General features: G+C 64.6%; 21 protein-coding genes. 9 read left to right on the plus strand and 12 right to left on the minus strand.

Going from position 1 to position 23,341, the window contains the following annotated elements; all coding sequences use genetic code 11:
• Positions 1 to 17: 17 nt before the first annotated feature.
• The 5 genes from C1I89_RS09910 to C1I89_RS09930 all read right to left on the minus strand — a co-directional run bounded on the left by C1I89_RS09910 (position 18) and on the right by C1I89_RS09930 (position 4,675).
• Positions 18 to 1,112 (minus strand): ABC transporter ATP-binding protein, encoded by a 1,095-nt coding sequence (locus C1I89_RS09910; RefSeq protein WP_102772566.1) that lies wholly within the window; start codon positions 1,110 to 1,112, stop codon positions 18 to 20.
• A 15-nt stretch (positions 1,113 to 1,127) separates the two neighbouring features.
• Positions 1,128 to 1,877: a cytochrome b561 domain-containing protein gene (locus C1I89_RS09915; RefSeq protein WP_258231374.1), complete on the minus strand. Its 750-nt coding sequence runs from the start codon at positions 1,875 to 1,877 to the stop codon at positions 1,128 to 1,130.
• A gap of 32 nt (positions 1,878 to 1,909) precedes the next feature.
• The gene (locus C1I89_RS09920; RefSeq protein ID WP_308810269.1) at positions 1,910 to 2,821 is read right to left on the minus strand and encodes a YncE family protein; all 912 of its coding nucleotides are present in this window, start codon (positions 2,819 to 2,821) and stop codon (positions 1,910 to 1,912) included.
• A 56-nt stretch (positions 2,822 to 2,877) separates the two neighbouring features.
• Positions 2,878 to 3,798 carry an SMP-30/gluconolactonase/LRE family protein gene (locus tag C1I89_RS09925; protein WP_102772568.1) on the minus strand — a complete coding sequence of 307 codons (921 nt, stop codon included), beginning with the start codon at positions 3,796 to 3,798 and terminating at the stop codon, positions 2,878 to 2,880.
• Positions 3,799 to 4,039: 241 nt separating this feature from the next.
• Positions 4,040 to 4,675, minus strand: coding sequence for an arylsulfatase (locus C1I89_RS09930; RefSeq protein WP_102772569.1), 636 nt, complete (start codon positions 4,673 to 4,675; stop codon positions 4,040 to 4,042).
• Positions 4,676 to 5,043: 368 nt separating this feature from the next.
• Here C1I89_RS09930 and C1I89_RS09935 point away from each other — a divergent pair, with 368 nt between their 5' ends.
• The 4 genes from C1I89_RS09935 (at position 5,044) to C1I89_RS09950 (ending at position 9,844) form a co-directional block, all read left to right on the plus strand.
• Positions 5,044 to 5,817, plus strand: coding sequence for an APH(3')-II family aminoglycoside O-phosphotransferase (locus C1I89_RS09935; protein WP_102772570.1), 774 nt, complete (start codon positions 5,044 to 5,046; stop codon positions 5,815 to 5,817).
• Between the two features lie 216 nt (positions 5,818 to 6,033).
• The gene (locus tag C1I89_RS09940; RefSeq protein ID WP_102772571.1) at positions 6,034 to 8,436 is read left to right on the plus strand and encodes a PAS domain-containing sensor histidine kinase; all 2,403 of its coding nucleotides are present in this window, start codon (positions 6,034 to 6,036) and stop codon (positions 8,434 to 8,436) included.
• A gap of 69 nt (positions 8,437 to 8,505) precedes the next feature.
• Complete coding sequence (locus tag C1I89_RS09945) at positions 8,506 to 9,138, plus strand: response regulator transcription factor (RefSeq protein WP_102772572.1); 633 nt, start codon at positions 8,506 to 8,508, stop codon at positions 9,136 to 9,138.
• 28 nt (positions 9,139 to 9,166) lie between these two features.
• Positions 9,167 to 9,844, plus strand: coding sequence for an Hpt domain-containing protein (locus C1I89_RS09950; protein WP_102772573.1), 678 nt, complete (start codon positions 9,167 to 9,169; stop codon positions 9,842 to 9,844).
• A gap of 69 nt (positions 9,845 to 9,913) precedes the next feature.
• Here the strand turns inward: C1I89_RS09950 and C1I89_RS09955 are convergent, their stop codons facing one another.
• Positions 9,914 to 11,731 (minus strand): ATP-binding protein, encoded by a 1,818-nt coding sequence (locus tag C1I89_RS09955; protein ID WP_181390915.1) that lies wholly within the window; start codon positions 11,729 to 11,731, stop codon positions 9,914 to 9,916.
• Positions 11,732 to 11,989: 258 nt separating this feature from the next.
• On the opposite strand from C1I89_RS09955, the gene C1I89_RS09960 reads away from it, so the two are divergent.
• The gene (locus C1I89_RS09960) at positions 11,990 to 12,841 is read left to right on the plus strand and encodes an EAL domain-containing protein (RefSeq protein WP_102772575.1); all 852 of its coding nucleotides are present in this window, start codon (positions 11,990 to 11,992) and stop codon (positions 12,839 to 12,841) included.
• Here C1I89_RS09960 and C1I89_RS09965 read toward each other — a convergent pair.
• Positions 12,833 to 13,240 carry a hypothetical protein gene (locus C1I89_RS09965; RefSeq protein ID WP_102772576.1) on the minus strand — a complete coding sequence of 136 codons (408 nt, stop codon included), beginning with the start codon at positions 13,238 to 13,240 and terminating at the stop codon, positions 12,833 to 12,835. The genes C1I89_RS09960 and C1I89_RS09965 overlap by 9 nt on opposite strands.
• Positions 13,241 to 13,554: 314 nt before the next feature.
• On the opposite strand from C1I89_RS09965, the gene C1I89_RS34045 reads away from it, so the two are divergent.
• From C1I89_RS34045 to C1I89_RS09980, 3 genes are all read left to right on the plus strand, one after another.
• A complete protein-coding gene (locus tag C1I89_RS34045; RefSeq protein ID WP_146196882.1) occupies positions 13,555 to 13,944 on the plus strand; it encodes a hypothetical protein in 390 nt (129 codons plus the stop codon).
• A gap of 190 nt (positions 13,945 to 14,134) precedes the next feature.
• Positions 14,135 to 18,730, plus strand: a complete 4,596-nt coding sequence (locus tag C1I89_RS09975) for a YadA-like family protein (protein ID WP_108627528.1) — start codon at positions 14,135 to 14,137, stop codon at positions 18,728 to 18,730.
• Positions 18,731 to 19,216: 486 nt separating this feature from the next.
• Positions 19,217 to 19,909 (plus strand): SOS response-associated peptidase, encoded by a 693-nt coding sequence (locus C1I89_RS09980; protein WP_102772578.1) that lies wholly within the window; start codon positions 19,217 to 19,219, stop codon positions 19,907 to 19,909.
• A 329-nt stretch (positions 19,910 to 20,238) separates the two neighbouring features.
• On the opposite strand, the gene C1I89_RS09990 is transcribed toward C1I89_RS09980, so the two are convergent.
• From C1I89_RS09990 to C1I89_RS10005, 4 genes are read right to left on the minus strand one after another with little or no spacing between them, the layout of a single operon-like run.
• Positions 20,239 to 20,727, minus strand: coding sequence for a hypothetical protein (locus tag C1I89_RS09990; RefSeq protein WP_146196883.1), 489 nt, complete (start codon positions 20,725 to 20,727; stop codon positions 20,239 to 20,241).
• The gene (locus C1I89_RS09995; protein ID WP_102772581.1) at positions 20,724 to 21,224 is read right to left on the minus strand and encodes a hypothetical protein; all 501 of its coding nucleotides are present in this window, start codon (positions 21,222 to 21,224) and stop codon (positions 20,724 to 20,726) included. The genes C1I89_RS09990 and C1I89_RS09995 overlap by 4 nt, the downstream gene beginning before the upstream one ends.
• Positions 21,221 to 21,499, minus strand: coding sequence for a hypothetical protein (locus tag C1I89_RS10000; RefSeq protein WP_102772582.1), 279 nt, complete (start codon positions 21,497 to 21,499; stop codon positions 21,221 to 21,223). The genes C1I89_RS09995 and C1I89_RS10000 overlap by 4 nt, the downstream gene beginning before the upstream one ends.
• A 1-nt stretch (position 21,500) precedes the next feature.
• A complete protein-coding gene (locus tag C1I89_RS10005) occupies positions 21,501 to 21,809 on the minus strand; it encodes a hypothetical protein (protein WP_102772583.1) in 309 nt (102 codons plus the stop codon).
• Positions 21,810 to 21,936: 127 nt separating this feature from the next.
• On the opposite strand from C1I89_RS10005, the gene C1I89_RS10010 reads away from it, so the two are divergent.
• A complete protein-coding gene (locus C1I89_RS10010) occupies positions 21,937 to 22,935 on the plus strand; it encodes a class I SAM-dependent methyltransferase (protein ID WP_219929569.1) in 999 nt (332 codons plus the stop codon).
• On the opposite strand, the gene C1I89_RS10015 is transcribed toward C1I89_RS10010, so the two are convergent.
• Positions 22,908 to 23,339 carry a tail fiber assembly protein gene (locus C1I89_RS10015; RefSeq protein WP_102772585.1) on the minus strand — a complete coding sequence of 144 codons (432 nt, stop codon included), beginning with the start codon at positions 23,337 to 23,339 and terminating at the stop codon, positions 22,908 to 22,910. The genes C1I89_RS10010 and C1I89_RS10015 overlap by 28 nt on opposite strands.
• Positions 23,340 to 23,341: the final 2 nt, after the last annotated feature.

Below are 23,341 nucleotides of genomic sequence, written 5' to 3' on the forward strand. Positions count from 1 at the left end.
AATGCAATGGGCCTTTTCTAGCCGCGCAGGCTGAGGCCGCTGTCGGTATCGAATACGTGCAGGTCTTCGTCGCTGAATTGCAGCGCCAGCGCCTGCTGCAACCGCGCTTTCGCGTTGCCGGGCAAGACTGCCGACACGCGCTGCCCGCCCGGGGTATTCATGTGCCCGGTCACCAGGCTCTCGGTGCCCAGGTACTCGACCACGTCGACCAGCACGTTCAGCGGCGCCGGTCCGCCGGCCCCGGCGCGCAGGCTTTGCGGCCGCAGTCCCAGGGTCAGCGCCTGGTCCGGCCGCGGCGCGGCCGCCGCCAGCCATTGCGGCGCGGGCCAGGCGAAGCCTTCGCCGCGCAACAGCATCCGGCCGTCTTCGACACTGGCGCGCGCGTTGAAGAAATTCATGGTGGGCATGCCGATGAAACCCGCGACGAACAGATTCGCCGGCCGGGAAAACACCTCGGCCGGCGTATCCACCTGCCGTATCCGGCCGCGGTCGAATATCGCGATGCGCGTGGCCAGGGTCATGGCCTCGGTCTGGTCGTGAGTCACGTATACGGTGGTCTTGCCCAGGCGCCGATGCAGGATGGCCAGTTCCGCCCGCATGTGCCCGCGCAGCTTGGCGTCCAGGTTGGACAGCGGTTCGTCGAACAGGAACACCTGCGGCTCGCGCACGATGGCCCGGCCGATGGCCACGCGCTGGCGCTGGCCGCCCGACAGCGCCTTGGGCTTGCGGTCGAGCAGATGCTCGATGTTCAGGATCCTGGCGGCCTCCTGCACCCGGACCTGGACCTCGGCCGCGGGCTGGCGGGCCAGGCGCAGCGAGAACGACATGTTCTCGCCCGCGCTCATGTGCGGATACAGCGCATAGTTCTGGAACACCATCGCGATGTCCCGGTCGCGGGGCGCCAGATGGGTCACCGCGCGCCCGCCTATGCGGATCTCGCCTTCGGAGACCTCCTCCAGGCCGGCGATCATCCTCAGCGTCGTGCTCTTGCCGCAGCCCGACTCGCCCAGCAGCACCATGAACTCGCCCTCATGGACCGACAGATTCATCTGCTGCACGACGGTCACGTCGCCATAACGCTTGACCACATTGTTCAGTTCGAGCCCAGGCATGCCGCCACCTCGCCGTCAGTGTTTCTTGCAGCGGCCCGGCCGCTCCAGCCAGGATTGCGCCGAGTAGCGCCGCACGCCCCAGCCCACGGGCGCGATCCGGTTGCCGGGATGGCGCTCGTCCGGCCCCCAGATGGCCTGGTAAGTGTCCATGCAGCGCCCCTGCCGCTGCATCCGGCAGAACCAGACGAGCAGCGCGGCCCACCAGCACGCCAGCACCAGCGCCATCCAGCGCGGCGCGTCCGCCACCGCCAGCCCGATCGCGATGGTCGGCACCGCGACCACGATGGCCAGCCAGCCACCCGCCTTGTGCAGGCGTTCGAAGCCAAGCCGCCAGCGGCTCATGTCGTAGTGGTCGCCGCGCATCCGGACATCGGTAGGCCCGCCCTTGCTGCCGCGCAACAGGCCGGCCGCCACCTGCAGCCACCCCGCCGCGCACAGCAGCCAACCGAGCCAGCCGTGCACCACCGCGGCCGCGCTCTCGCCCCGGCCCGAACCGAAGGCCAGGAGCAAACCCGCCGTCATGGTCGCCACGGCAAGGCTCTGGATCGCGCGATGCGCCAGCCACCACGCCTTGTTGTCCAGCTGCCTGGGCCAGTCCTGATGCGCCGATACCTTGTAGAAGCGCGCCGCGAAAGCGCCCACCGGAAACAGGATGCCCCAGGCCAGCACCATCAGCCGCGCATGCCAGGCGGCCCAATCCGCGATGCTGTGCGTGGCCGACCCGGACAGCGGCATCATCAGCCAGGCCCAAATAGACTTGGTCATCGCGACACGCTCCTCCCGGGTCCCGCCGCCCCCTACAGGTACACGACCCTGGACACGTCGGGTTCGCGCTGCGTGGCGATATAGCTTTCGAACGCGCGGGTTTCCAGGTTGAAGAGCCCCACCCTGTCATCGTCCAGCGAGACATAGGCCAGCGGCCTGGACGGATGGAAGGACAAGGCGATGGCGCGCGCTTCGGTTGGCACGTGCGCCAGTTCCTGCAAGGTGTCCGGATCGACGATGGACAGGCTGCGCTCGCCGTAGTTGGTGACGAGCATGCGGCCGTCGCGATAGCGGTACAGGCGCGTGGGATCGTTCCTGGACGGCGCCTCGCGCTTGACCGTCATCGAGGCGGTGTCGATCGCCGCCAGCGTATTGCTCCAGCGGTTCGTCACATAGAGCGTCTGCTCGTCCGCGCTGAGACAGCAGCCCTCGGGCTTTTCGCCGGGCTGGCACAGCACCGGCGCGGCCAGCGGGTCCCAGGGACGCACCTTGGCGACCGTATGCGACAGCAGGTTCATGCAATAGGCCGTCTGCCCGTCGCGAGACAGCGCCAGCAGACGGCTCTTGACCCCGCCGCTGCCCACCGCGCGCCTGGGCGCGGCGTCCGTCTGCGGCGTGTCCAGCACCAAGAGCGTGGAGCGTTCCTCGCTGAGCGCGTACAGGCGGTCCTGCGCGTCGATCTGCAGGCCGTGCAGCCGGTTGTAGGGAGATAGATCGATGGTGCGCACCAGTTCGGACGCGCGGATGTCGATCTGGAACACCGAATGCCCGCCAGGGCCGGCCACGCCGGAATGCTCCACCCCATAGTGGCCGACATAGGCGTAGCGGCAATGGCTGTCGATGACGAATTCGTGCGGATAGTCGGGCAGCGCGACGGAGGCGATGCGCTCGCCCGTGGCCAGGTCATAGGTGCTGAAGCAGTGGCTGCATTTCTCGACCAGCAACAGGACCTCCCGCCCAACAGCCCGATGTTCCGCCCTGCCGTGTTTGCGCTTCGTCTTCATGGAATTCCCTTGGTGTTCAGGGTGATGCGATACAACGACGTACTGGCGCAAATGAACAGCTGGTTCATCCCCGTCCCGCCAAACGCCACGTTGCCGACCTTCTCCGGCACCGGAATCTTTGCCAGCCGCCTTCCGTCGGCGCCATAGACCTGGACGCTGTCGCCGCTGCTGGTGTAGACCCAGCCCTGCATGTCGACCCGCAAACCATCGGGCACACCCGGGTCGACCTGCGCGAACACCCTGGGGTTTTGCAGGCGGCGGCCACCGGCGACGTCGAAGGCCACGATGTGATGATTGCCGCCGCCATCGGTGCGCAGCGCAGCCGAGGTGTCGGACACATAGAGCACCGACTCGTCCGGCGAAAAAGCCAGGCCATTGGGTTCCTCGACGAAGTCGCTGACGACTTCCAGAATGGCGCTTGCCGGATCGAACCGGAACACGAAGTTGTCTCCCAACTCGGAATCTGCTTTGTATCCCTCATGGTTGGAGAGAATGCCGTAGGGGGGATCCGTGAACCAGATGGTTCCGTCCGATTTGACCACCACGTCGTTGGGCGAATTGAGCCGCTTTCCTTCGTAGCGGTCGACCACGATTTCATTACCCAGCGGCGCCAGGTCGGGCCCGAAGCGCGTACGCAGAACGGCGCGCCGGCCGTGCGAACAATGCAGCAGCGACCCGCCCGCCTCACGCGTATGGCCATTGACGAAATCCGCCGGCTGGCGCCACACGCGCCCGCCGCCGTCGGGATGCCAGCGCATCATGCGGTTCTTCGGAATATCGCTCCACAGCACGCTGCCATCCTCCTGCATCCAGACCGGCCCCTCGCTCCAGGTGCAGCCTGTGGCCAGGACTTCAAGCACGGCGTCGGGAGGCACCAGCGCCAGCGCGCGGTGGTCGTAGATTTCCAGTTTGGTCATGGCGATTCCCCGGTCCGTTTAGGTCGGGAATCACTCTAGAGCCCGCGGTGCGGCGTCCGGTCGGAAATCAGAAGTATTGAGGCGGGGATTTTGCGCAGCGCGCCGGAAATCAGATCAGATCAGATCGCCTACGTCGATAACGTCCGCGCTGCGAGGGGATGGCAGAGCCGCACGAGACCAGCGCCACAATCAATACAGGCCGCCCTAGGGCGGCCCGTTGCATTGGCGGACGTTGCGGGGGTTAGTGCGCATCAGTCACGGCGTCCAGCGCCGCTTGTACACCGTGGACCGGTCGGCACTTGCTTCTCATCAATTCCACAGACTCAGCCATCCATGGATGAGCGTACGCCACGACATCAAAGCCTTGGGCATACGCTTCATCCGCCGCTTCCGCACATGCCGCCATGCATGCGGCTGTTTCGCCTTCTTGGTAGAGCGCCCAGGCGTTGGGTATCAAGCGAACAGTCACACTAGCGCCGGTGGCGGCCGCATGGAGCTCGAAGAGCTCTCGGTTCGGCGCAACGCTCGATTCGACCGCACAGAGCACGACGAGGTTTCTGCCGGCGCGCGACGCCGCTTTGGCCAGGGCCGCATCTGCCCGGATGATGGGAACGGAGGTTTCTCCCATCGTGTCGATTGCGGGGCCGAGCGTCGCGCACGTCACGATTACCGCGTCGGCCTCGGCCATCAAACTCCGCACCGCTTCGTGGACCCGGCCGTGCGCGCCACAGTTTGGCGCCGACTGTTGCGCCATTGCCTGCCGCAGATCCTCGCGAGTCGCATGACGAATTTGATCCGATGACCAACCGGCTTTCATCGCCGCGAGTCCGAAGACGGCTTCGCTAGTGTCGATGGTGTGCAAAAACGAGATTCTCATACGGCCTATCCATTCGAAGTAAAGTTCGAAGTGGATTGTTCTATTGGCTCCGTCCTATAACAAGGCCATAGGTAATACTGGTATCGGCAGTTCTCCCCCTCTATGGATCTCGTACAGGACGAAATAGCCCAAGGCGCCTTGCGGGACCGACTGGGCGCGATAAACCCCAATTATCAGCACCGCTACCGCCGCCTCCATAATTAGAAACGACCGCCCGAAGGCGGACATATATGTCGGAAAGACGCGTTTGTGTTGGTGAGGATCAGCGAGCGACGATGCCGCCGACTCCAGAGCTACGCGCGCCTCTGCGCCGGCCCGGCGCAGTAACCTGCCCCTATTCATCCCGCCATCGAAGGAGTGACGAGCACATGAGTATTCCCGCCAAATGGGGCGAAAAGTTCCGGGGAGCGCCAATCGAACGCCAGTCGATTGGAGAGTCGGGCGCCGACGTGTTCCGAGTTCGCCTCGGCGGCGGACGGGATCTGTTCCTGAAGTCGGAGCCGGTCGGCGCGCTAAGCGAGCTTCCCGACGAGATCGCTCGCCTCCGCTGGCTGAACCAGCGTGGCCTGCCCGCCCCTCTGGTTCTGGACACGATGGAGGAGAACAATCGTCACTGGCTGCTCATGAGCGCGCTGCCCGGACTGGATCTGGCCAGCGCCGGCGAGCTTTCGCCGGCGCAAATCATAGGCATTGTCTCGATGGCATTGCGCGCTTTGCATCAGGAGCCCGTCGCAGAATGCCCCTTCGACCATCGTCTGGAGCGGCGCATGGCCGCCGCAAAGGATCGCATTAGCGCCGGCCTCGTCGACGAAACGGATTTCGATCAGAAACGGCTGGGGCGAACCGCCACGGATCTGTTTGAAGAGCTTTTGTCGTTGAAGCCCCGGGGCACGCCAGACTTGGTCGTGACCCACGGCGATGCCTGCCTGCCGAACTTCATGGCCGAAGCCGGCCGGTTCACAGGTTTTCTCGACTGCGGCCGCCTCGGGTTCAGCGACCGTTTTCAGGACCTGGCGCTTGCGGCACGCAGCATCGAGCGCAATCTGGGATCGGAATGGGTCAGCCCATTCTTTCAGCTGTACGGCGCCGAGCGCGACGAGCGGCGCCTCGAGTTTTACGCCTTGCTGGATGAATTCTTCTGACCGGTGTCCATCCGTGGGATCCTCTCGCCGCCTTTCCGGGCGCCGCCACGGAATGCACGTCTGTTTCGCGCCGACGCCACCGACATACCCGACAATTATGTTACAAAATCGTTGTGCGAATATTGCACCGTGATGATGTAGTAACAAAATTCGCAGGGCTTGTGGTCCGCCGGCGGCAGCGGGCAAGCCGGCTTCCTTTCGGAGAACCCCGAGGCCATGTCGACCTTTATGGAAGCGTTCCTGAGCGGCATTGCCCTCCTGCTTTTCGCCGCCATACTGGTCTTGCTGCATTTCCTGCGGAAGATGCTGGCCGAAGCCCGGCGCCTGCGCCTCGACGCGCGGGAAGCCCGGGCGTCTCGCGAGATGCAGACCCGTCTGCTGGACGCCACCCCCACGCTCGTCGCAGCGCTCGACGGCATGAACCGATACCTGACCGTGAACCGGGCTTTCGAAAACATGGTGGGGCTGGACCGCAGCCGGCTGATTGGGGCGAAGGCCGGCTCGCTGCATGGCGCGGCCGGGTCGCTGGGGGCTCAGTTGGAAGCCTTCGCCGCCCAATGCGCCGTGGCGGACAGGGCGATCGCCGAAGTCATCGAAGTACACGCCGCCGACGGCCGGGCCATCGAAGGAATGTTGATCGTGCAGCCCTTTCGCGGCGATGACGACGCGCCTCGCGGCGCCCTGGTGGCGCTTGTCGATGCCAGCGCGCGCCTGTCGGCCGAACGCGAGGCCCGCGAAATCCGGGACACCGTAGAAGACCTGACGCGAACCCTGCCCATGGCATTTTTCCGGATCCGCGAGGAGCCCGGCGGCCATCGCTGGATCCCGTATTTGGTGGGCCAAACCGAGAGGTTCCTGCGTATGTCGTCGCGCGAGATCCGCCAGCAGTCCGGCAGGGGAAATCTGCCCAACATCCTGGAAGACTACTGGCCTGCCGCCGACGCGGCAGTGGACGCATCCCGCGACGGCGGCAAGCCGATACAGATCGACCTGGCAACGCACCGCGCGGGCGATGACGGATGGGTGAGAGTCGGCACTGCCCTGCCCCGGCGTCTCGCCGACGGCTCGGTCCTCTGGAACGGCTACCTGCTGGATGTCACGCAGGAGCACCGTGATGCAGAGGCGCTCAGCCGCGCCAAGGCTGAGGCCGACGCAAATGCCCAGGCGAAGTCCCGCTTTCTGGCTGCGATGAGTCACGAAATCCGCACGCCGCTGGCGACGACGCTGGGCGCGCTCGAGTTGTTGCGCGATACGCCCATGGACGACTATCAGCGCCAGCAGGTCGACCTGGCGGACAGCGCCTCCCGGCTTCTGATCGAAATCCTGGGCGATATCCTGGATTTCTCCCGCCTGGAGGACGGTCCGGTGCCGGTCGAATCGATACCGTACAGCCTGCGCGAGGTGCTGGACCAGGTGACGCATATCTTCTCGGCCAAGGCCCGGGAGAAGGGATTGACGCTGGACGCATGCGTCGCACCCGAGATCGCGGCGCAATATCGGGGCGACCCGGTGCGGGTGAAGCAGATTCTCCTGAACCTGATCGGCAACGCCATCAAGTTCACCGTGGCCGGCGGAATCAGCATCCTGGTCAGGACGGCGCCCGCCGGGTCCGCGGCAGCCGCATCCGTTCAGACGGTCCTGATCTCGGTTTCGGATACCGGCATCGGGATTTCGGCCGAAGCGCAGAGCCGGTTGTTCCGCCCTTTTTCGCAGGCCGATGCGTCGACCGTGCGCCAATACGGAGGCAGCGGCCTGGGGCTGGCGATCTGCATGCGCCTGAGCCGCCTGATGGGGGGAAGCATTCAAGTGCAGAGCACCGAAGGCGTCGGCAGCCGGTTCGACGTCACCTTGCCCCTGCACATCCTGCAGCTGGATCCGCCCGACTCCATACTGGCCGGCAAGCGTATCCGCATCGAGGTGCACCGCGCAGCGGACGACGCCGCCCTTCAGGCATATGCGCGCGCATTGGGCATGCGGCCGGTCGAGCCTCCCGGCGCCGCCGACCTGCATATCGTCGAATTGCCGCAACCGGGACCCTCGCCGCTGCCAGCCACGCTTTACTTCGCGCCGGGCGGATATGCGCCGGAGACCTTGCCGCCAGGGACGTCCCCGGCGCAGATGCTGGCCGGCGGGCCGGTGTTGTTTGGCGAACTGGCGCGCACCTGTCTCAGTGCGTTGCAGACGGAGCATCCTGTTACCAAATCCCCGGCGGCGCTACGGGAAAATGGCGCCGTTCTTGAAACGCGCCGAATACTGATCGTGGAAGACCATTTGCCTTATCAGATCGTGATTCGAAATATGGTGGACAAGCTGGGGTGGCAGGCGGATGTGGTCTCGGACGGCAGGCAGGCGTTGAACCAACTGGAACGGGCGCCATACGCGTTGATGCTAACGGATTGCCACATGCCCGACATGGACGGCTTCGAATTGACGCGTCGGGTTCGCGCGCACGACGATGCCCGCATACGGACCCTCCCCGTGGTGGGGCTGAGCGCCGACGTCCAGAGTGAATACGTGGAGCGCCTTCGGCAAGCCGGCCTCAATGACTTCCTGGTCAAACCCGTCAGCCTTTCCACGCTGCGCAAGTGCATAGGGAGATGGACCGATGAATCCCATTGACGCAAACCGGACGATCCGGCCTTCCCGCCCCGCGCCCGCCTTTCCGCCCCTTACAGAACGGAGTCGCACTTGACCACAGTACTCGTCGTAGACGACCACCCTTCGTTGCGCCTGGTCCTGAAGACGCACCTGAGTCAGGTGTTGGGCGTAACAGGCATACTGGAAGCCGACAACGGCCAGTCCACCATACAGACCGTCAAGGACAACCACCCTGGTTTGGTCATTCTGGATATCGACATTCCGAAGATCAACGGGTTGGACGTGATTCCGCGGATCAAGTCCATCCAACCGGACATCCGCATCCTGGTGGTATCAGGACAGGACCAGTCGGTTTTTGCACCGCGCGTAAAACTCGCCGGGGCCAACGGCTACGTCAGCAAGTCGCAGGAAATATCCGAAATCCTTCGCTGCGTCGAAGCCGTCCTGGCCGGCTACACCGTCTTTCCCAACACCGAGGGCCCGCACTCCGCGCGGCAGGCCGGTACGGCCGACAACGTGGATCGGCTGAGCCGTCTCTCGGACAAGGAGATTGTCATCATGCAGATGCTGGCCCGCGGCATGTCAAACAAAGAAATCGGCGAAGCGCTTTTCATCAGCAACAAAACGGTCAGCACGCACAAGACGCGCATTATGGAAAAACTGAACGTACAGACGCTGCTTGAACTGATCGACTTTGCGCGCCAGTGCGGAATCGCCCGGTAGTCGTCATGCCCGCCTCTCGGAGAACCAGATGAATCTCGCGCTCGTCATCGGATCCGATCCTGGGCGGATGCGCGAATTGTGCGCCCGCCTGGAGAACCTCGGTCTCGTGGTGGAAAGCTGCCCGGATGTCGCCGCCATGTCGGGCTATTCGGCCACCCCCCGAGTTGTCGTGTGGGACGGAAAATCGCCGCAGGCTTCAGCGGCGTTGCCGCCCGCCGCGGTCGGGGAGGCGCCGATACGCCTGTGGATCGCGCCCTCGGGCAGCGCCATTGCTGACGATGAGGCGTATCGCGCCCGGCCCATCGCCGATTCGGAGCTGCTGCCAGCCCTATTGAGCGCCGGCTACTGTCTGCCGGACGACCGCGAATGCGCCGCCATCCCCGCGGTGCTCCACGGCCTGGTCGACGGGGACGCCGCCGTCGTGGCCGAACTCGTCGACAGCCTGGCCGACACCGGGCTCAATGACCTGGCGGGCTATCGGGCCTGCTGCGCAAGTCGGGACTGGCATGGGGCCGGCGCGCTGGCGCATCGCATCAAAGGCACGGCGCGGCTGGCCGGATGCGCATCGCTGACGCGGCTATGCGAACACATCGAGGCCGTCACCCGCAGCGGCGACGGCGCCGAGGTCGAACGGCTGAACACCTTGTTCGTGCCTGCGCTGGAACGACTCTGCGCCGAGCTGCATCGCCTGCGGCAGGGGCGCTGACTTCTCGCCAGGGCCCGGGCCGGCGTCGCCAGCCCTGCGGATGGCAAGCCAGGTGCGGCATGGCTTCGCTCAGTCCCCTAACCCGGCGTTACTGCATACGCCGGCGCCAACGCTATCGGCCTGGCCCCGCGCGCTCCGATGCGCCACCTCATCGATGGCTCTTCCCAGCGAACTCAGGTTCACGGGCTTGATCAGAATCCGGTCCATGCCCGCTGCCCTGGCGCGCTCGACTTCCGCTTCGTGCGCGCCCGCGGTATAGCCCAGGATGGGCAAGGCGGCGCTCGCGTCGCCACGTTGCCGCAGGATGCGCGCGAAGGTGTAGCCGTCCATCACGGGCATCGCGCAGTCGCACACCACGACGTCGAACCGCTGTTCGCCCAACATCTCGAGCGCCTGCGCTCCGTTGCGGGCGCAGCAAACGCGATGGCCCAGCTTCTGCAACTGGCGCTGCAATAGCAGGACATTGGACGGCTGGTCGTCGACGACCAGCACATTCAGCGGCACGCACGCCGGCGCGACCGGCTCGAACGCTGCAATGCGCGCGGGCGAAGCAGGCTGCGCCGGCGCCTCACGCAGCGGCAGGCGGGCGGAGATGCTCGTGCCGACGCCCAGTTCGCTTTCTATCGCGATCGCGCCCCCCATCTTCCGCACCAGCCTGTCGCAAATGGATAGCCCGAGGCCGGTGCCCCGGTCCGATGCGGGCAGCGTTTCTGCAACCTGCACGAAGGGTTGCAGCAAGGATTCAATCGCCTGCGCGGGAATGCCCACGCCGGTGTCGACGACCTTCAATGAGATCCATTGAAGGTCTCCCTCCCGGACATCGGCGCCCACGAATACCCGCACCGTGCCGCGCCGCGTGAAGCGGATCGCATTGGACACGAAATTGTTCAAGACCTGTTTCAGCCGCAAGGGATCCACGTGGTAGGCGCCAGCGCCGCCCTCGGGCATATCGACCTCCAGGACCAGCTCCAAACCCTTGCCTTCGGCAATGGGACGGAACACGTTCACCACCTCCTCGACCAGCTCTACAAGCGCCGTAGGCCGAGGCGACAACTGGAATTTCCCGGCCTCCATCTTGGAAAGGTCGAGCAGATCGTCTATCAGCGACAACAGCGACTTGGACGCGTCGTATGCGGTGCTCAGCTGTCTCCGGTCCTGACTTGGCAAGCCCGGATGCGACAACGTCAGTTCCAGCACGCCCATGATCGCGTTCATGGGCGTGCGAATTTCATGGCTCACAGACGCCAGGAAGGTGGTCTTGGCCCTGTCCGCGCCCTCCGCGCGGTCCTTGGCAACCGCCAGTTCCTTCAGAACGCGCTGGCGGTGCGTGATGTCCATCCAGCCACCGACCACGCCCGTCACCGCGCCGCGGGCATTGCGCAAGGGCTCCATCCAGTGCCGGACCGTCATCTCCCGGCCGTGCACGTGAAATTCGCGGTCTTTGCTCAGTGCGACGCCCGTCGCCATGACTTCGCGGTAATCCTTTTCTATCTGGGCCAGCTCCACGTCACAGACCAACATCTGCAAGGCCCGGTCGACCGACGTGTTTCTCAGCGCCCCCCGCGACCGCTGCAGCAGCTTCTCGTATGCGCTGTTGCACGCCAGCAGATTCAGGTCCTTGTCCCGCAGCACGATGGGATCCGGAATGGCGTCCAGAACCGCGGTCTGGAACGCCAGCAGATCCTTCAGACGCGTTTCGGAGCGCAGATGCTGCCGGCTCTTGCGGACCAGCAGAATCAAGACCACCAGCGCGGCGACGAACCCTGTGACGCAGACCAGCGATGTCAGCTCCAGCCAGAGCGCGGTCATGGGTTCGGTGAAACCGGGAAACGCGGCGACCGCGCCGCCGAACGCCATGGCGGCGCGCGACGTCGTGGAACGGCTCAAGCGCGATCGTACGCAGGAAGGGGGATGACAGGGACGAAGAAGTGAGGCCGGATCCATGACAGGACACCAAAGAATGACTGTCGCACGGATGCAATCTACGTGTTCCTCAGTATCCCGGGCTGACGAAATTTCGGAACCTTCTGCGGAAATTTCCTACAGCAGCGGCTGGCTCCGAATGTGAAATTTCCTACCCCTGCCGCAAGGCGGAGTTGCTAGCCTTGTAGGCATGTTGTCTCGACCATAACCGGGAAGCACGCCATGTGGTGCCAGGAAAATTCGGCTCGACTCATTCAGTTCCATGAGCACGAAGTCATCGAAATGCTGCGGGATCCTTCGCAGCTCCAACTCGTGTTCCAGCCCCAGGTAAATCTGAAGACCGGACGCATCGAGTCCGCCGAAGCGCTCGCGCGCTGGAATCACCCCGTCTGGGGCGTGTTGCCCGCGGGCCGCTTCATCGGCGCGATTCAGGGCATGAATATGCAAGCCCCGCTATTCAGACGCGTGACAGAGCTTGCGCTGGCGGCCAGCGCCGCATTGAACCTCGCGTCCAGGCCATTGCCGCTGGCCGTCAATGCCTGCGCCGCCACCTTGTCTACGCACGACAATGTCGACTTTCTGAGGTCGACCGCATTGCGCAGACGCGTGGATCCCGCCCTTATCAGGGTGGAGCTGACCGAAGACACCCCCGCCGCCGACGCCAAGGCGCTTAAGGCTGCGCTGACCCGCCTGCGGCAATACGGGTTCCAAGTCAGCATTGACGACTTCGGCGTCGGTTATGCAAATCTGGACCGGCTTCTGGACCTGCCCATAGACGAACTCAAGCTCGATCGCGTGTTCGCCGCTCAGGTCGGCGACAGTCCGATTGCCCGGCAGTCGGTCAGATTCGCGCTGGGCCTCGCCAAGGAAATGGGTTGGCGGGTCGTCGCGGAGGGCATTTCGACGGTTGCGGAACTTCGGGCGCTCTACCAGCTCGGCTGTCGCCATGGGCAGGGCTACCTGCTCGGCCGCCCCATGGCCCTGGAGGCGCTGATGACCCTTCCGCGGGATCGACGCGGCCAACGATGCCCTCTTGCCGGCGAAGGATTGAACGCCGCGACGGGGTCAGTCTGAACCTTGGATGCGGTAGATGATGTTTCCCGCCATCATCGAATCTATCAGCATAGACATCGCGTGTCTGCTGTGATAGGTATAGCCGTCGATGATGCCATGGGCGCCCGCCTGCAGAATTAGCGGCAGGTACCGCTCCCATAGCGCGAGCGCCCTGACGGCGATCTTCGCCTTGGGGAACAAGGCTCGCACCCTGGCCGTCGCGGCCAGGCACTTGGTGGGACTGGCCAATACATCCAGAATGACCAACTCGGGCGTTTCCGCGTTGTCTTCCAGCTCGAAAAAACGCAGGTCCGATGCATCCAGCACCCATACCGAAAGCTCGGGATACTGGTTCAACGTCCGCCGAAAGTCCTCATAAGTGGACAGCCTGTCCGAGATTATCAATGCACGCGCCATCATCTGATCAGCTCCTCCCACCACCGCCTGCCTGGCTGCCACAGCGCAACCGGCCCCGCTAAAGTCTGCAACAGTTCCCGGCGTCCCCTGCTGTGGAAATTTCCTCATGTTTTGCGGAAAGTTCTTAGTCGCCGCCCCGTTGCCGGCGAGACGAGAACCATGTTCGGAAATTTCCCCGGCGGATTGCGGAATTTTCCCGGTCCGGAAGTGCTGCGACCCATGCATTCTTGCGCGGACATGAAGACACAACAGCCATGATCGGCGGCTCCCTCCGCCGGGCGTCTCTTGTGGCCGTGCCCGATGCCTCTTCCGAGACCATGAAGCAATTCACGCCAGTCCGGCCGATCCGACGCGCCCAGAGCACCTATGTCGCGCCGCAACCCACGCGTCAGCTCAACGTCCTGACATCCGAGACGCCCCACCCCTGGCCGCGACACCGAGAGGGCCTTCCAGGGCCGGTACAGGTGCTGATAGAAGCCCGAGGCTTCAGCGCAATGCGCGCCTGGCGTACCCATCGTGGTCTGTCCATGGCCTCGACTCAGGCGCGCACCAATCTGTGCCTTCCCACCTTGCTGGCATTGGACAGCGGCGACGTGGCCTTGTGCGAATGGACGGTCGATCTCCTGGCCAAGGCGCTGCGCGTGGATCCAGACCTGCTGCTGAAGGCGGAGATGCTTGCCGCCGCATATCGCTGTAAAGGCGAATAGGCGTTTCGCCGCAATAGCGGAATCGGGTACGTTCGGAATTTTCCGCAGCCCCATTCATCGGTTTCCCAACCTCAGAAATCCTGGACCGCTCCATCCTTGTATCAAGGCGCGAAAGGCCGTGCATTAGCGCCCCAAGCGAGACGAGAGCACGCATGTTTGTTTTGCTGGTTCACTGTACTGAGAGTTGATCATGAACAAGGTCTACAAGTGCATACTTAACGAGGCCACCGGAAAATGGGTCGTGGCGTCCGAATTGGCGAAGGGAAAAAAGAAACGCTCGTCGCGTGCCTTGATCGCCATCGCGGGCGCGCTGGTCGCCTCGGCGACGTCTGCCGAAACGCATTACTACAGCGTCAATGACGGCGGAACGCCGGCGGCCAACTATGCGAACGACGGCGCCACCGGCGCCGACGCGCTGGCCGCAGGCATCGGCGCGACCGCATCCGGCGAGGGCAGCACCGCCATCGGAACCGAGACGCGGGCTTCGGGTTACGGCAGCACGGCATTGGGATTCAAGAGCGTCGCCGAACTCGCCTATGACGTCGCCGTCGGGAATGGCGCACGCGCTGTCGGAGGCCAATCCTCCGCATTCGGCCCAAGCGCCTATGCTTCCGGTACGAGTTCGACCGCCATCGGCTCCGCGGCGCAGGCCACCAACGCGTCCTCCGTGGCGATAGGCGACAGTTCGCTCGGTTCTGGATTCTGGAGTACCGCCATCGGTTCCCATGCCACCGCCTCGGGCTACAGGTCCCTCGCGGCTGGGCCTGAAGCCAGCGCCACGGTGGCTGGCGGCGTCGCCCTGGGCAGCAACTCCGTATCGAGTACGGCGGCTGGAGTCGCGCCATTTATTCCGCCTCGCACGACCGCAGCTCAAGCCAGTGCCATCGCCGCGACGACGAGCACGAGCGGCGCCGTTTCGGTAGGCGATTCCACAAACGGCCTGTATCGCCAGATCACCGGCGTAGCCGGGGGCACGGCGGACAGCGACGCGGTGAACGTCGCCCAATTGAAAGGCGCTTTCGCCAGCTCGCAGACGCATTACTACAGTGTGAACGACGCGGGCGTGGCCGGCGGAAACTACAACAACGACGGCGCGACGGGCATCAACGCGCTGGCCGGCGGAGTCGGTGCGACCGCGGGCGGGCGAAGCGGGCTGGCGATGGGCGAGTCGTCGAAGGCTTCGAACAACGACACGGTGGCCATCGGTCATAACGCGACCGCTGCGAGCGCCAACGCCGCCCATACCGACATGATCGCCATTGGATTGAATGCCAACGCTTCCAACGATCATGCGCTGGCCATCGGATTTGCTTCCGTAGCGAAGAGCGCCAATTCCGCGGCGGTTGGCGCCAACGCCACGGCAAGCGGCGACGCCGCTTCGGCATTCGGCCACAATGCCACGGCTAGCGGCTCGTCGAGCACGGCTTTGGGTCTGGGCGCCAGCGCGTCAAAGGGCAGCGCGGTAGCGTTGGGCAACTCCGCCAACGCGGCCGCCGACAACTCCACGGCGATCGGCTACCAAGCGGCGACCTCGGCCGTCGGCACCATCGCGATGGGCCAGGGAGCGAAAGCGCAGACAGGGGCAGCGAACGCCATTGCCATCGGCAGCGGTGCGATCGCTTCCGCCTCCGCCGTCAATTCGCTTGCGCTAGGTAGCGCCGCCGTAGCCTCGGTCGGCGACGGCGTCGCATTGGGCTCAGGCTCGCTGGCGACCACGGGCGCTTCCGTCCAGGCCTACAATCCTCGCACCGGAATGGCCTCGACCGACGCGGGCGCCGCCTGGAAAAGCACGCTGGGCGCCGTGAGCGTCGGCAATGCCGCCACTGGCAAGACCCGCCAGATCAATGGCCTGGCCGGCGGCACGCAGGACACCGACGCCGTCAACGTCGCACAGTTGAAAGCGTCGACGGCCGACGCGGTAATGTACGACGGCAGCACGCACAACACCGTGACGCTGACCGGCGATGCCTACGACTCGAGCGCCAAGACTGGCGGCACCCGCATCCGCAACGTCGCGCGCGGCGTGGGCGACAGCGACGCCGTCAACATGTCGCAACTGAACGAGGCCAACACTCAGATCTCGAACGTGGACAACCGCGTCACCAACGTCGACAACCGCGTCATCGGGCTGGAGAATGACGCCCTGCTGTGGGACCCGGCGGTCAATGGCGGCGCGGGCGCCTATAGCGCCAACCACGGCGGCGTCGGCCCCAGCAAGATCACCAACGTCGCCGCCGCCGAGCTCACGGACGCCAGCACCGACGCCGTCAACGGTAGCCAGTTGAAGGCCACCAACGAGCAGGTGGCCTCTATCGACAACCGCGTCACCACGGTGGAAGGCGACGTGACCACCATCGGCGACCGCATCGAGAACGTCTACAACACCGGCACCAAGTACTTCCACGCCAACTCCACCGGCATCGACTCCCAGGCCATCGGCCAGGATTCGGTCGCCATCGGCATGGGCGCGGTCGCCAGCCATGACGGCAGTGTCGCCCTGGGCGCGGGTTCCAATGCTTCCGGCGCCACCCTGGGCAACCAGGCCTATCTGGTGGGCGGCACCGCCAGCGGCGAGGTCAACGTGGGCAATCGCCGCATCACCGGCCTGTCGGCCGGCGCCGATGATTCCGACGCCGTCAACGTCGCGCAGTTGAAGCAGGCAGCCGCCGACTCCACGGCCGATGTCGTCAAGTACGACAACAGCACGCATAACACCGTGACGCTGACCGGCGACGCCTACGACTCGAGCGCCAAGACCGGCGGCACCCGCATCCGCAACGTCGCGCGCGGCGTGGGCGACAGCGACGCCGTCAACATGTCGCAACTGAACGAGACCAACACCCAGATCTCGAACGTGGACAATCGCGTCACCGCGGTGGAAGGCGATGTGACTACCATCGGCGACCGCATCGAGAACGTCTACAACACCGGCACCAAGTATTTCCACGCCAATTCCACCGGCGCCGACTCCCAGGCCATCGGCCAGGATTCGGTCGCCATCGGCATGGGCGCGGTCGCCAGCCATGACGGCAGTGTCGCCCTGGGCGCGGGTTCCAATGCTTCCGGCGCCACCCTGGGCAACCAGGCCTATCTGGTGGGCGGCACCGCCAGCGGCGAGGTCAACGTGGGCAATCGCCGCATCACCGGCCTGTCGGCCGGCGCCGATGATTCCGACGCCGTCAACGTCGCGCAGTTGAAGCAGGCAGCCGCCGACTCCACGGCCGATGTCGTCAAGTACGACAACAGCACGCATAGCACCATCACGCTGACCGGCAACACGTACAGTTCGGTCACCAAAACCGGCGGCACGCGGATCACCAACGTCGCAGCGGGCGTCGATGGCGGCGACGCCGTCAATCTCGACCAACTGGAGGCGGCGAAAACCCGCTACTACAGCGTCAATGACGGTGGCGTGATCGGCGCCAACTATGCAAACGATGGCGCCACCGGCGGCAACTCACTGGCCGCCGGCGTCGCCGCGCAAAGCAGCGCCACGCAAAGCGTCGCTCTCGGCTACAACGCGAAGGCCTATTCTGCGCAAAGCGTGGCGCTGGGCGCCAACAGCATCGCGAACGCCAGCCTGACCGCGAGCGCCTACAACCCCACCGCGCTCTACACCCTGGCGGGCCTGACCCCGATCGGTGAGGTCTCGGTAGGCTCGGCCGGCAAGGAACGCCGCATCACCAATGTCGCGGCCGGCGCCGCCGACACCGACGCCGTGAACGTCAGCCAATTGAAGTCGGCGGTCAGCGCAATCTCCGCCAACCCGCCGGGCAACGACCGAGCGGTGACCTACGATGGCGCGGCCGGCGCCCCCAAGGACAAGGTGACCCTGCAAGGCACGCCATCGACCGACGGCGGCAAGACCGGCGGCACGATCATCACCAACGTCAAGCAGGGCGAGGTCTCCAAGACCAGCACGGACGCCGTCAATGGCAGCCAACTGTATGAGACCAACCAGCGCGTCGAGAATATCGATGTCCGCGTAAGCAACGTCGAGAACAAGTTCGTCGAAACGTTCAGCAGCCTGGACAACGGCTCACGCTACTTCAAGGCCGACGGCACGAACACGGACGCCGACAAGGCGACCGTGCAAACCGGCACCAGCGGTGTCGCATCGGGGTCCAATGCGGCCGTCTCCGGGAAGAACGGCGTGGCCATCGGGAGCAACGCGGTTTCTGCCGCGGAAGAGACCGTGGCAGTCGGCGCCGGCGCCACGGCATCGGCTTCCGGCGCGACCGCCACCGGCAGCGGCGCGCGAGCGTCCGGCAAGAGAAGCTCCGCGGTCGGCCAGAAGGCAAGCGCCAGCGGCAACAACTCCGTCGCGGTGGGCGCCGGCGCCAAGGCCTCGAATACCAATAGCGTGGCGCTGGGCGCGGATTCGGCGACCGACCGCGACAACTCGGTTTCGGTGGGCTATGCCGGTGGCGAGCGGCAAATCACGAACATGGCTGCGGGTACCGCTCCGACCGACGGCGTCAACGTGTCCCAGTTGAATGACACCAAGAACGACATCGTGAACTACACGAACGGGAAACTGCGCAACCTGCGCAACGATGCCAACGCCGGAACGGCGTCGGCCATGGCCATGGCTGCGCTGCCGCAGGCGACGCTTCCCGGCAAGGGTATGTTCGCGCTTGGCGGCGGCACTTACGGCGGCCAGAGCAGCCTGGCTGTCGGAATATCCAGCATGTCCGAAAGCGGCAAGTGGGTAGTCAAGGCAAACGCGACCACGAACACCCGGGGCAATGTCGGCGCCGCGGTGGGAGTCGGTTTTCACTGGTAAACCGCTGGTGATTCAACGGGTCCCGCGGCCGCCACCGCCGCGGGACCTGAATGATTTCGTTTCAGAGCGGATTTCGCAGCTCCGTCCGACGACCCGCGGTTTCGCTCAGCCCGCGCCAATGAGGGAACGGCTTTCCTTTCCATCATCCGCCGCCGGTTCGTCAGATGGGAACGGATCGAGCGAGACCCGCTCCTGGGCATGAGTCGGAACAACGTATTCCTACCAGCCAGGCTATCGCGCCTCGAACCCAAAAGAAAACAGCCGCTGTAAGCGGCTGTTTTCTAAGGAAATTTTGGGGTGGCTGATGGGACTCGAACCCATTTAGGCGGGGAATCGAGGGGCATCATGGGTATTAAATCCCTTATTTATCAAGAGCCAAGCCAATATGCTTTCCCCACAACTCCCCCGATTGTTCCCTGGATTGTTCCCCGAGATTGCTGGCATCTTCGATGGCCCTATACTGGCCCTTCCGACCGGGAGGGCACCATGTGCAGCCACTACACCGCGCTCAAGAAGCAGGCACAGCTGGAAAAGTACTTCCGGGCGCGCGGCATTCCGCTGCCGCCGAAGTCGGACATGTGGCCCCGGTACGCCGGCCCGTTCATCCGCCGGCCACTGGAGCATGACGCCGGCGACGAGGCGGTGCCGGAGCGCGAAACCGTCGTCGGCCGCTGGGGCATGGTTGCCCCGGGCACCGCGCCAGAAAAATTGAAGGATGCCGAAAAGCTGCCGACCTTCAACGCGAAGAGCGAAACGGCCAGCAAGCTCTGGACTTTCCGCCTGGCCTGGCAGCACGGGCGGCGCTGCATCATCCCGGCAGAGGCAATCTTCGAGCCGGACTGGCGCCCGGTCTACGAGGGCAAGACAAAGAACCCAGTGCCCACCCGCTTCAGCCGAGCCGACGGCGCGCCGCTGGGCATCGCCGGCCTGTGGGACCGTTATCGAGACGCCGCCGGCCAGTGGCAAGAGAGCTACACCATGCTCACCATCAACGCCGACCAGGACCCGCTGTTCAAGCACTACCACCAGGCCGGCAAGGAAAAGCGCATGGTCGTCATCCTGCCCGAGGGTGCCTACGAGGACTGGCTGACGGCGCCGGTCGCCGACACCCGCGAATTCCTGGTGCCCTACCCTGCAGACCGACTGGTCGCCGAGCCCGTGGAAAAGGCCGAACCCTGACCCCATTTAAGGCGGAATATACTGTTCATCCACACAGTATTTTCACCCAAGCCGCATCATGGGTAAGCCCGTCCGCACCCCTCCAATCCCTCTAGACCGCCTAATCGCGCTCTGGAAGATTTCCCTTCCCGTCAGCATCGAGCGCGAGCTGCTGTCAGAGATCGCCAGGCTGCACCGGGTGATAACTGAGGCCCGTGACCTTACAGACACCATTGAGACTGCATGGGCCGAAGAGGTCGGCAGTCGCTTCGTGGCAATCCACCGAATGCGGGCCCTGCTGGACGACGAGCCGGCCGTGATCGGACGGCATCTCAAATCGCCGACCGTGCCTAAGGCTTCGTCCTAGCCGCGGCCTTTGCCCAGGCGTCCCCCGCCCTCAATCCGTCGACGGCTGCGTCAGCATCTGCTGCCAGTGCTGCATATTCGTCCGTGCACGCTTTGAGAACGTCCCAGGCTCGGGTAGCGGCTTGCTCAGAGAGGCCGGCGCGGGCGGCAGCTTGGGCGGCGCGGGCACGCTGGGCGGCGATGGCGTCCCGCAAGCTGACAGCAGCACCAGCAGCAAGGTCACGCTCAGCATTCGATAGGCGGGTTGCTTCATTGGCTTTCTCCAGGCGGCTCGTGTAGTCGGCCACCATTTCCTCTTCCTGGCGCCGATACTGCGCCTCGATCTGGCGGGCGTTGGCCGCGGCCTCCAGTTGCGTGCGGGCAACGCCGGCCGCCTCCCGATGCGCGCCGTACCAGCCCACGCCCAGCACGGCGCCCACCACCAGGGCAGCGCCGATCAGGTAGGGCAGCGCGGCGCGCAGCATCGGGTTCATGGCACCACCTCGGCGACCGCCTGGCGGTAGAAGTCCGGCCAGGTCTGCGGGTGCGGCTTGCCCGGTCGCCACGTGCGCAGGTACAGCGCCCAGGCTGCATCCGCGTCACCCACAGCCGGCAGGCGGCCGGGATCGCTCCAAAGAAGCAGACGCGCCAGGCCAGCGGCCAGCACGTCGTCGTTTTCGATGGCATCCCAGATAGCCGCATCACGGGCCGGAACGCCGCGCGCCTGATACAGAGCTGCGGCGGCCGCGCTGGTAGCGGTGTGCAGGCGCACGCCATGCACCATGCCCCCGCCCTGCTCTGCCTGCCAGAAACTCTTGGCCGGGCCGGTCGGGCGCGGCGGGTTGCCAACGAGTTGTCGGCGATGCTCGAACCGGCTTTCTTGCAACCCGATGGCCAGTAGCATCACGCGCGCCTCCGGCGTATCCATCCGGGCGGACAGCAGGGCCAGCGCCGGGTCGATACCCGTTTTTATGATCTCGGATAGGGTCATGGCTTGGGCGTCCTGATGTGCTTGACCGTCACGGCGGCCACATAGAGGGCGGCGGAAGCCGCGAGCGCCGCATCGCCGACGCTGGCCCAGCCCGCGACGAAAGTGCGGCAGGCGGCGCCGGTCGCGGTGAGGCAGACGGCAGACAGCCCGATTCGCTCAAGCGTTGTGTCCTCGATGGATCGCGCGAACACGGCCAGCGCCGCCCCGCCGGCCACCACCAGCCAGCAGATAAACGCCAGAACCGCCCACAGCGTCAGGTAGATGGTGCTGTCCATGTCACGCTCCTTTTCCGCGCACGCGGTCAATCACTGCCTGCCACAGCGCGCCAATCGGAGCCGCCTGGACAGCCTCCCAGGCTCGCGACACGATGGCCATGCCGAACATGCCCGTCAGGAAGCCGACCAGGCCCTCCGGAATGCCCAGCAGCAGCGACAAGTACGGCGAGGCGTAATAGGCCACCAGCGAGCCGCTGGCCGCCATGCTCAGGCGCGCCGGCCAGGAGCCTTGCAGATAGCGCATGGACACGGCCGCGCCCAGCACCCCGGCAAACTTTGCCGCGAGGGCATCGAAATCTTGGATGTTCAATCGCGTCCCCTATAGACGAAAAAAATCCCGCCGAGGCGGGTGTTAATATCCGGAAAAATTGAAGGAGAGGTGCATGTTCCGTAGGATTCAGAACGCAGTGAGACGGGCCCGGCCGCAGGACGCGGATGTGAACGTCGCTCCGTCGCCGGCCCCCCTCGGGCACGACTTATCCGCTGCTGCGCTTCCGGTACGGCAACGGGAATCGCCCGAGGTCTCACGGCTGCCGATCTCCGAGGAATTCCATGCCGCGTTCAGGCAAGTGATGCTGGACTCCTTCTATCGAGACAACCCTTACATCGATATCACTGACACCGAAGTCTTGAACGCCGACGTTGCGGCGCATGCCGAGCACCGTTTTCGCAGTTTTGAAACGTGGATTGACACGTGGCTAGCACCAGCTGTGCCGGCGCTTTCATCAATGACCGCCCTGGAGATTGGCCCGGGCACCGGTTCAAGCACGCTAGCGTTTGCGCGTCGAGTCCGCCATGTGGTCAGCTTCGAAATCGATGCGCAGGCAATGGTTGCGGCGCGCGCGCGATTGGCATACTTCGGGCAATCGAACGTGGAATTTCACGAACGGCAGTTCGATGAGACAAGCGAGTTTTGTCAAGCTGGCCACCAAGTCGACTTGGTCGTGCTCTGTGCCGTCCTGGAACACATGACGTTGCAGGAGCGGACCGCGACATTGCGCGCCGCGTGGCGATGCCTGCGCCCGGGCGGACTGCTTGTTGTCGCGGACACACCGAATCGATTTGCAGCCCTCGACCGGCACACCAGCCTGTTGCCGTTCTATTCCGCACTGCCGCAAGACATTCAGGCGGAGTACGCCAAGAACGCCCCACGCCGCGACCTCCGCGTCTCGATGGAGAATACGGCCCCCGCCGACGTGGCCGAGCGCTTGACTCGCTGGGGTGCAGGCATCTCATATCATGACTTCGAGATCGCTTTGGGCCGCGAGATCCACGAGTATATTTTGCTTGATGGGTACGAGCCGGCCATTCTGGATATCTGCCCGGACACTATCGATGATGCGCTGCTACGCATCGCCTTTCACCATCACGCACCTGGCCTGAGCCCCGCGTTCAGTCGTAGCAACCTTTATTTCGTCGCGACCAAACCTGCGTAGGGTGCCTGTGATGCGGGAACCTCAGGCCATGCCGGTTGCGCCAGGGTGAGATCCGTGCGATTGACGGCCACCCGGTATTGTTTCCAGGCTTTTAGCAAAGCTATTTCGTCCGATGTCGCTTGATCAAGGTCCACTGCGTCTTGCAGCGGTGCAATGCGGACGGCCGCCACGGCCAGCAGCGCGTCCCGTTGTTGCGCATTGAAAATCTGAATCTGCTCAGGAGTGAGCGGTGGGGGGGCTTGCAGCGCCGGGTTCCCATCCGCATCTGAGGAAAGCACCTTCCCGCTAGCGAGGCCTTCCAGCAGGGCACTGTATTGCTCGTCAGTCAAAGCGACACAGTAAAGATTGCCCTTGGTGTCGTCGTCGTAGAAGCCGTTCATAGACTTTGAATAGTAGAAGGTCATGG

The organism is Achromobacter pulmonis (assembly GCF_002885955.2).
Classification (GTDB): domain Bacteria; phylum Pseudomonadota; class Gammaproteobacteria; order Burkholderiales; family Burkholderiaceae_B; genus Achromobacter; species Achromobacter pulmonis_A.

Excerpts from the sequence above, each read along its gene's own strand:
- C1I89_RS09910 (WP_102772566.1), bottom strand. The coding sequence starts at position 1,112 with ATGCCTGGGCTCGAACTGAACAATGTGGTCAAGCGTTATGGCGACGTG.
- C1I89_RS09915 (WP_258231374.1), bottom strand. The coding sequence starts at position 1,877 with ATGACCAAGTCTATTTGGGCCTGGCTGATGATGCCGCTGTCCGGGTCG.
- C1I89_RS09925 (WP_102772568.1), bottom strand. The coding sequence starts at position 3,798 with ATGACCAAACTGGAAATCTACGACCACCGCGCGCTGGCGCTGGTGCCT.
- C1I89_RS09930 (WP_102772569.1), bottom strand. The coding sequence starts at position 4,675 with ATGAGAATCTCGTTTTTGCACACCATCGACACTAGCGAAGCCGTCTTC.
- C1I89_RS09935 (WP_102772570.1), top strand. The coding sequence starts at position 5,044 with ATGAGTATTCCCGCCAAATGGGGCGAAAAGTTCCGGGGAGCGCCAATC.
- C1I89_RS09940 (WP_102772571.1), top strand. The coding sequence starts at position 6,034 with ATGTCGACCTTTATGGAAGCGTTCCTGAGCGGCATTGCCCTCCTGCTT.
- C1I89_RS09950 (WP_102772573.1), top strand. The coding sequence starts at position 9,167 with ATGAATCTCGCGCTCGTCATCGGATCCGATCCTGGGCGGATGCGCGAA.
- C1I89_RS09960 (WP_102772575.1), top strand. The coding sequence starts at position 11,990 with ATGTGGTGCCAGGAAAATTCGGCTCGACTCATTCAGTTCCATGAGCAC.
- C1I89_RS09965 (WP_102772576.1), bottom strand. The coding sequence starts at position 13,240 with ATGATGGCGCGTGCATTGATAATCTCGGACAGGCTGTCCACTTATGAG.
- C1I89_RS34045 (WP_146196882.1), top strand. The coding sequence starts at position 13,555 with ATGAAGCAATTCACGCCAGTCCGGCCGATCCGACGCGCCCAGAGCACC.
- C1I89_RS09975 (WP_108627528.1), top strand. The coding sequence starts at position 14,135 with ATGAACAAGGTCTACAAGTGCATACTTAACGAGGCCACCGGAAAATGG.
- C1I89_RS09980 (WP_102772578.1), top strand. The coding sequence starts at position 19,217 with ATGTGCAGCCACTACACCGCGCTCAAGAAGCAGGCACAGCTGGAAAAG.
- C1I89_RS09990 (WP_146196883.1), bottom strand. The coding sequence starts at position 20,727 with ATGAACCCGATGCTGCGCGCCGCGCTGCCCTACCTGATCGGCGCTGCC.
- C1I89_RS09995 (WP_102772581.1), bottom strand. The coding sequence starts at position 21,224 with ATGACCCTATCCGAGATCATAAAAACGGGTATCGACCCGGCGCTGGCC.
- C1I89_RS10000 (WP_102772582.1), bottom strand. The coding sequence starts at position 21,499 with ATGGACAGCACCATCTACCTGACGCTGTGGGCGGTTCTGGCGTTTATC.
- C1I89_RS10015 (WP_102772585.1), bottom strand. The coding sequence starts at position 23,339 with ATGACCTTCTACTATTCAAAGTCTATGAACGGCTTCTACGACGACGAC.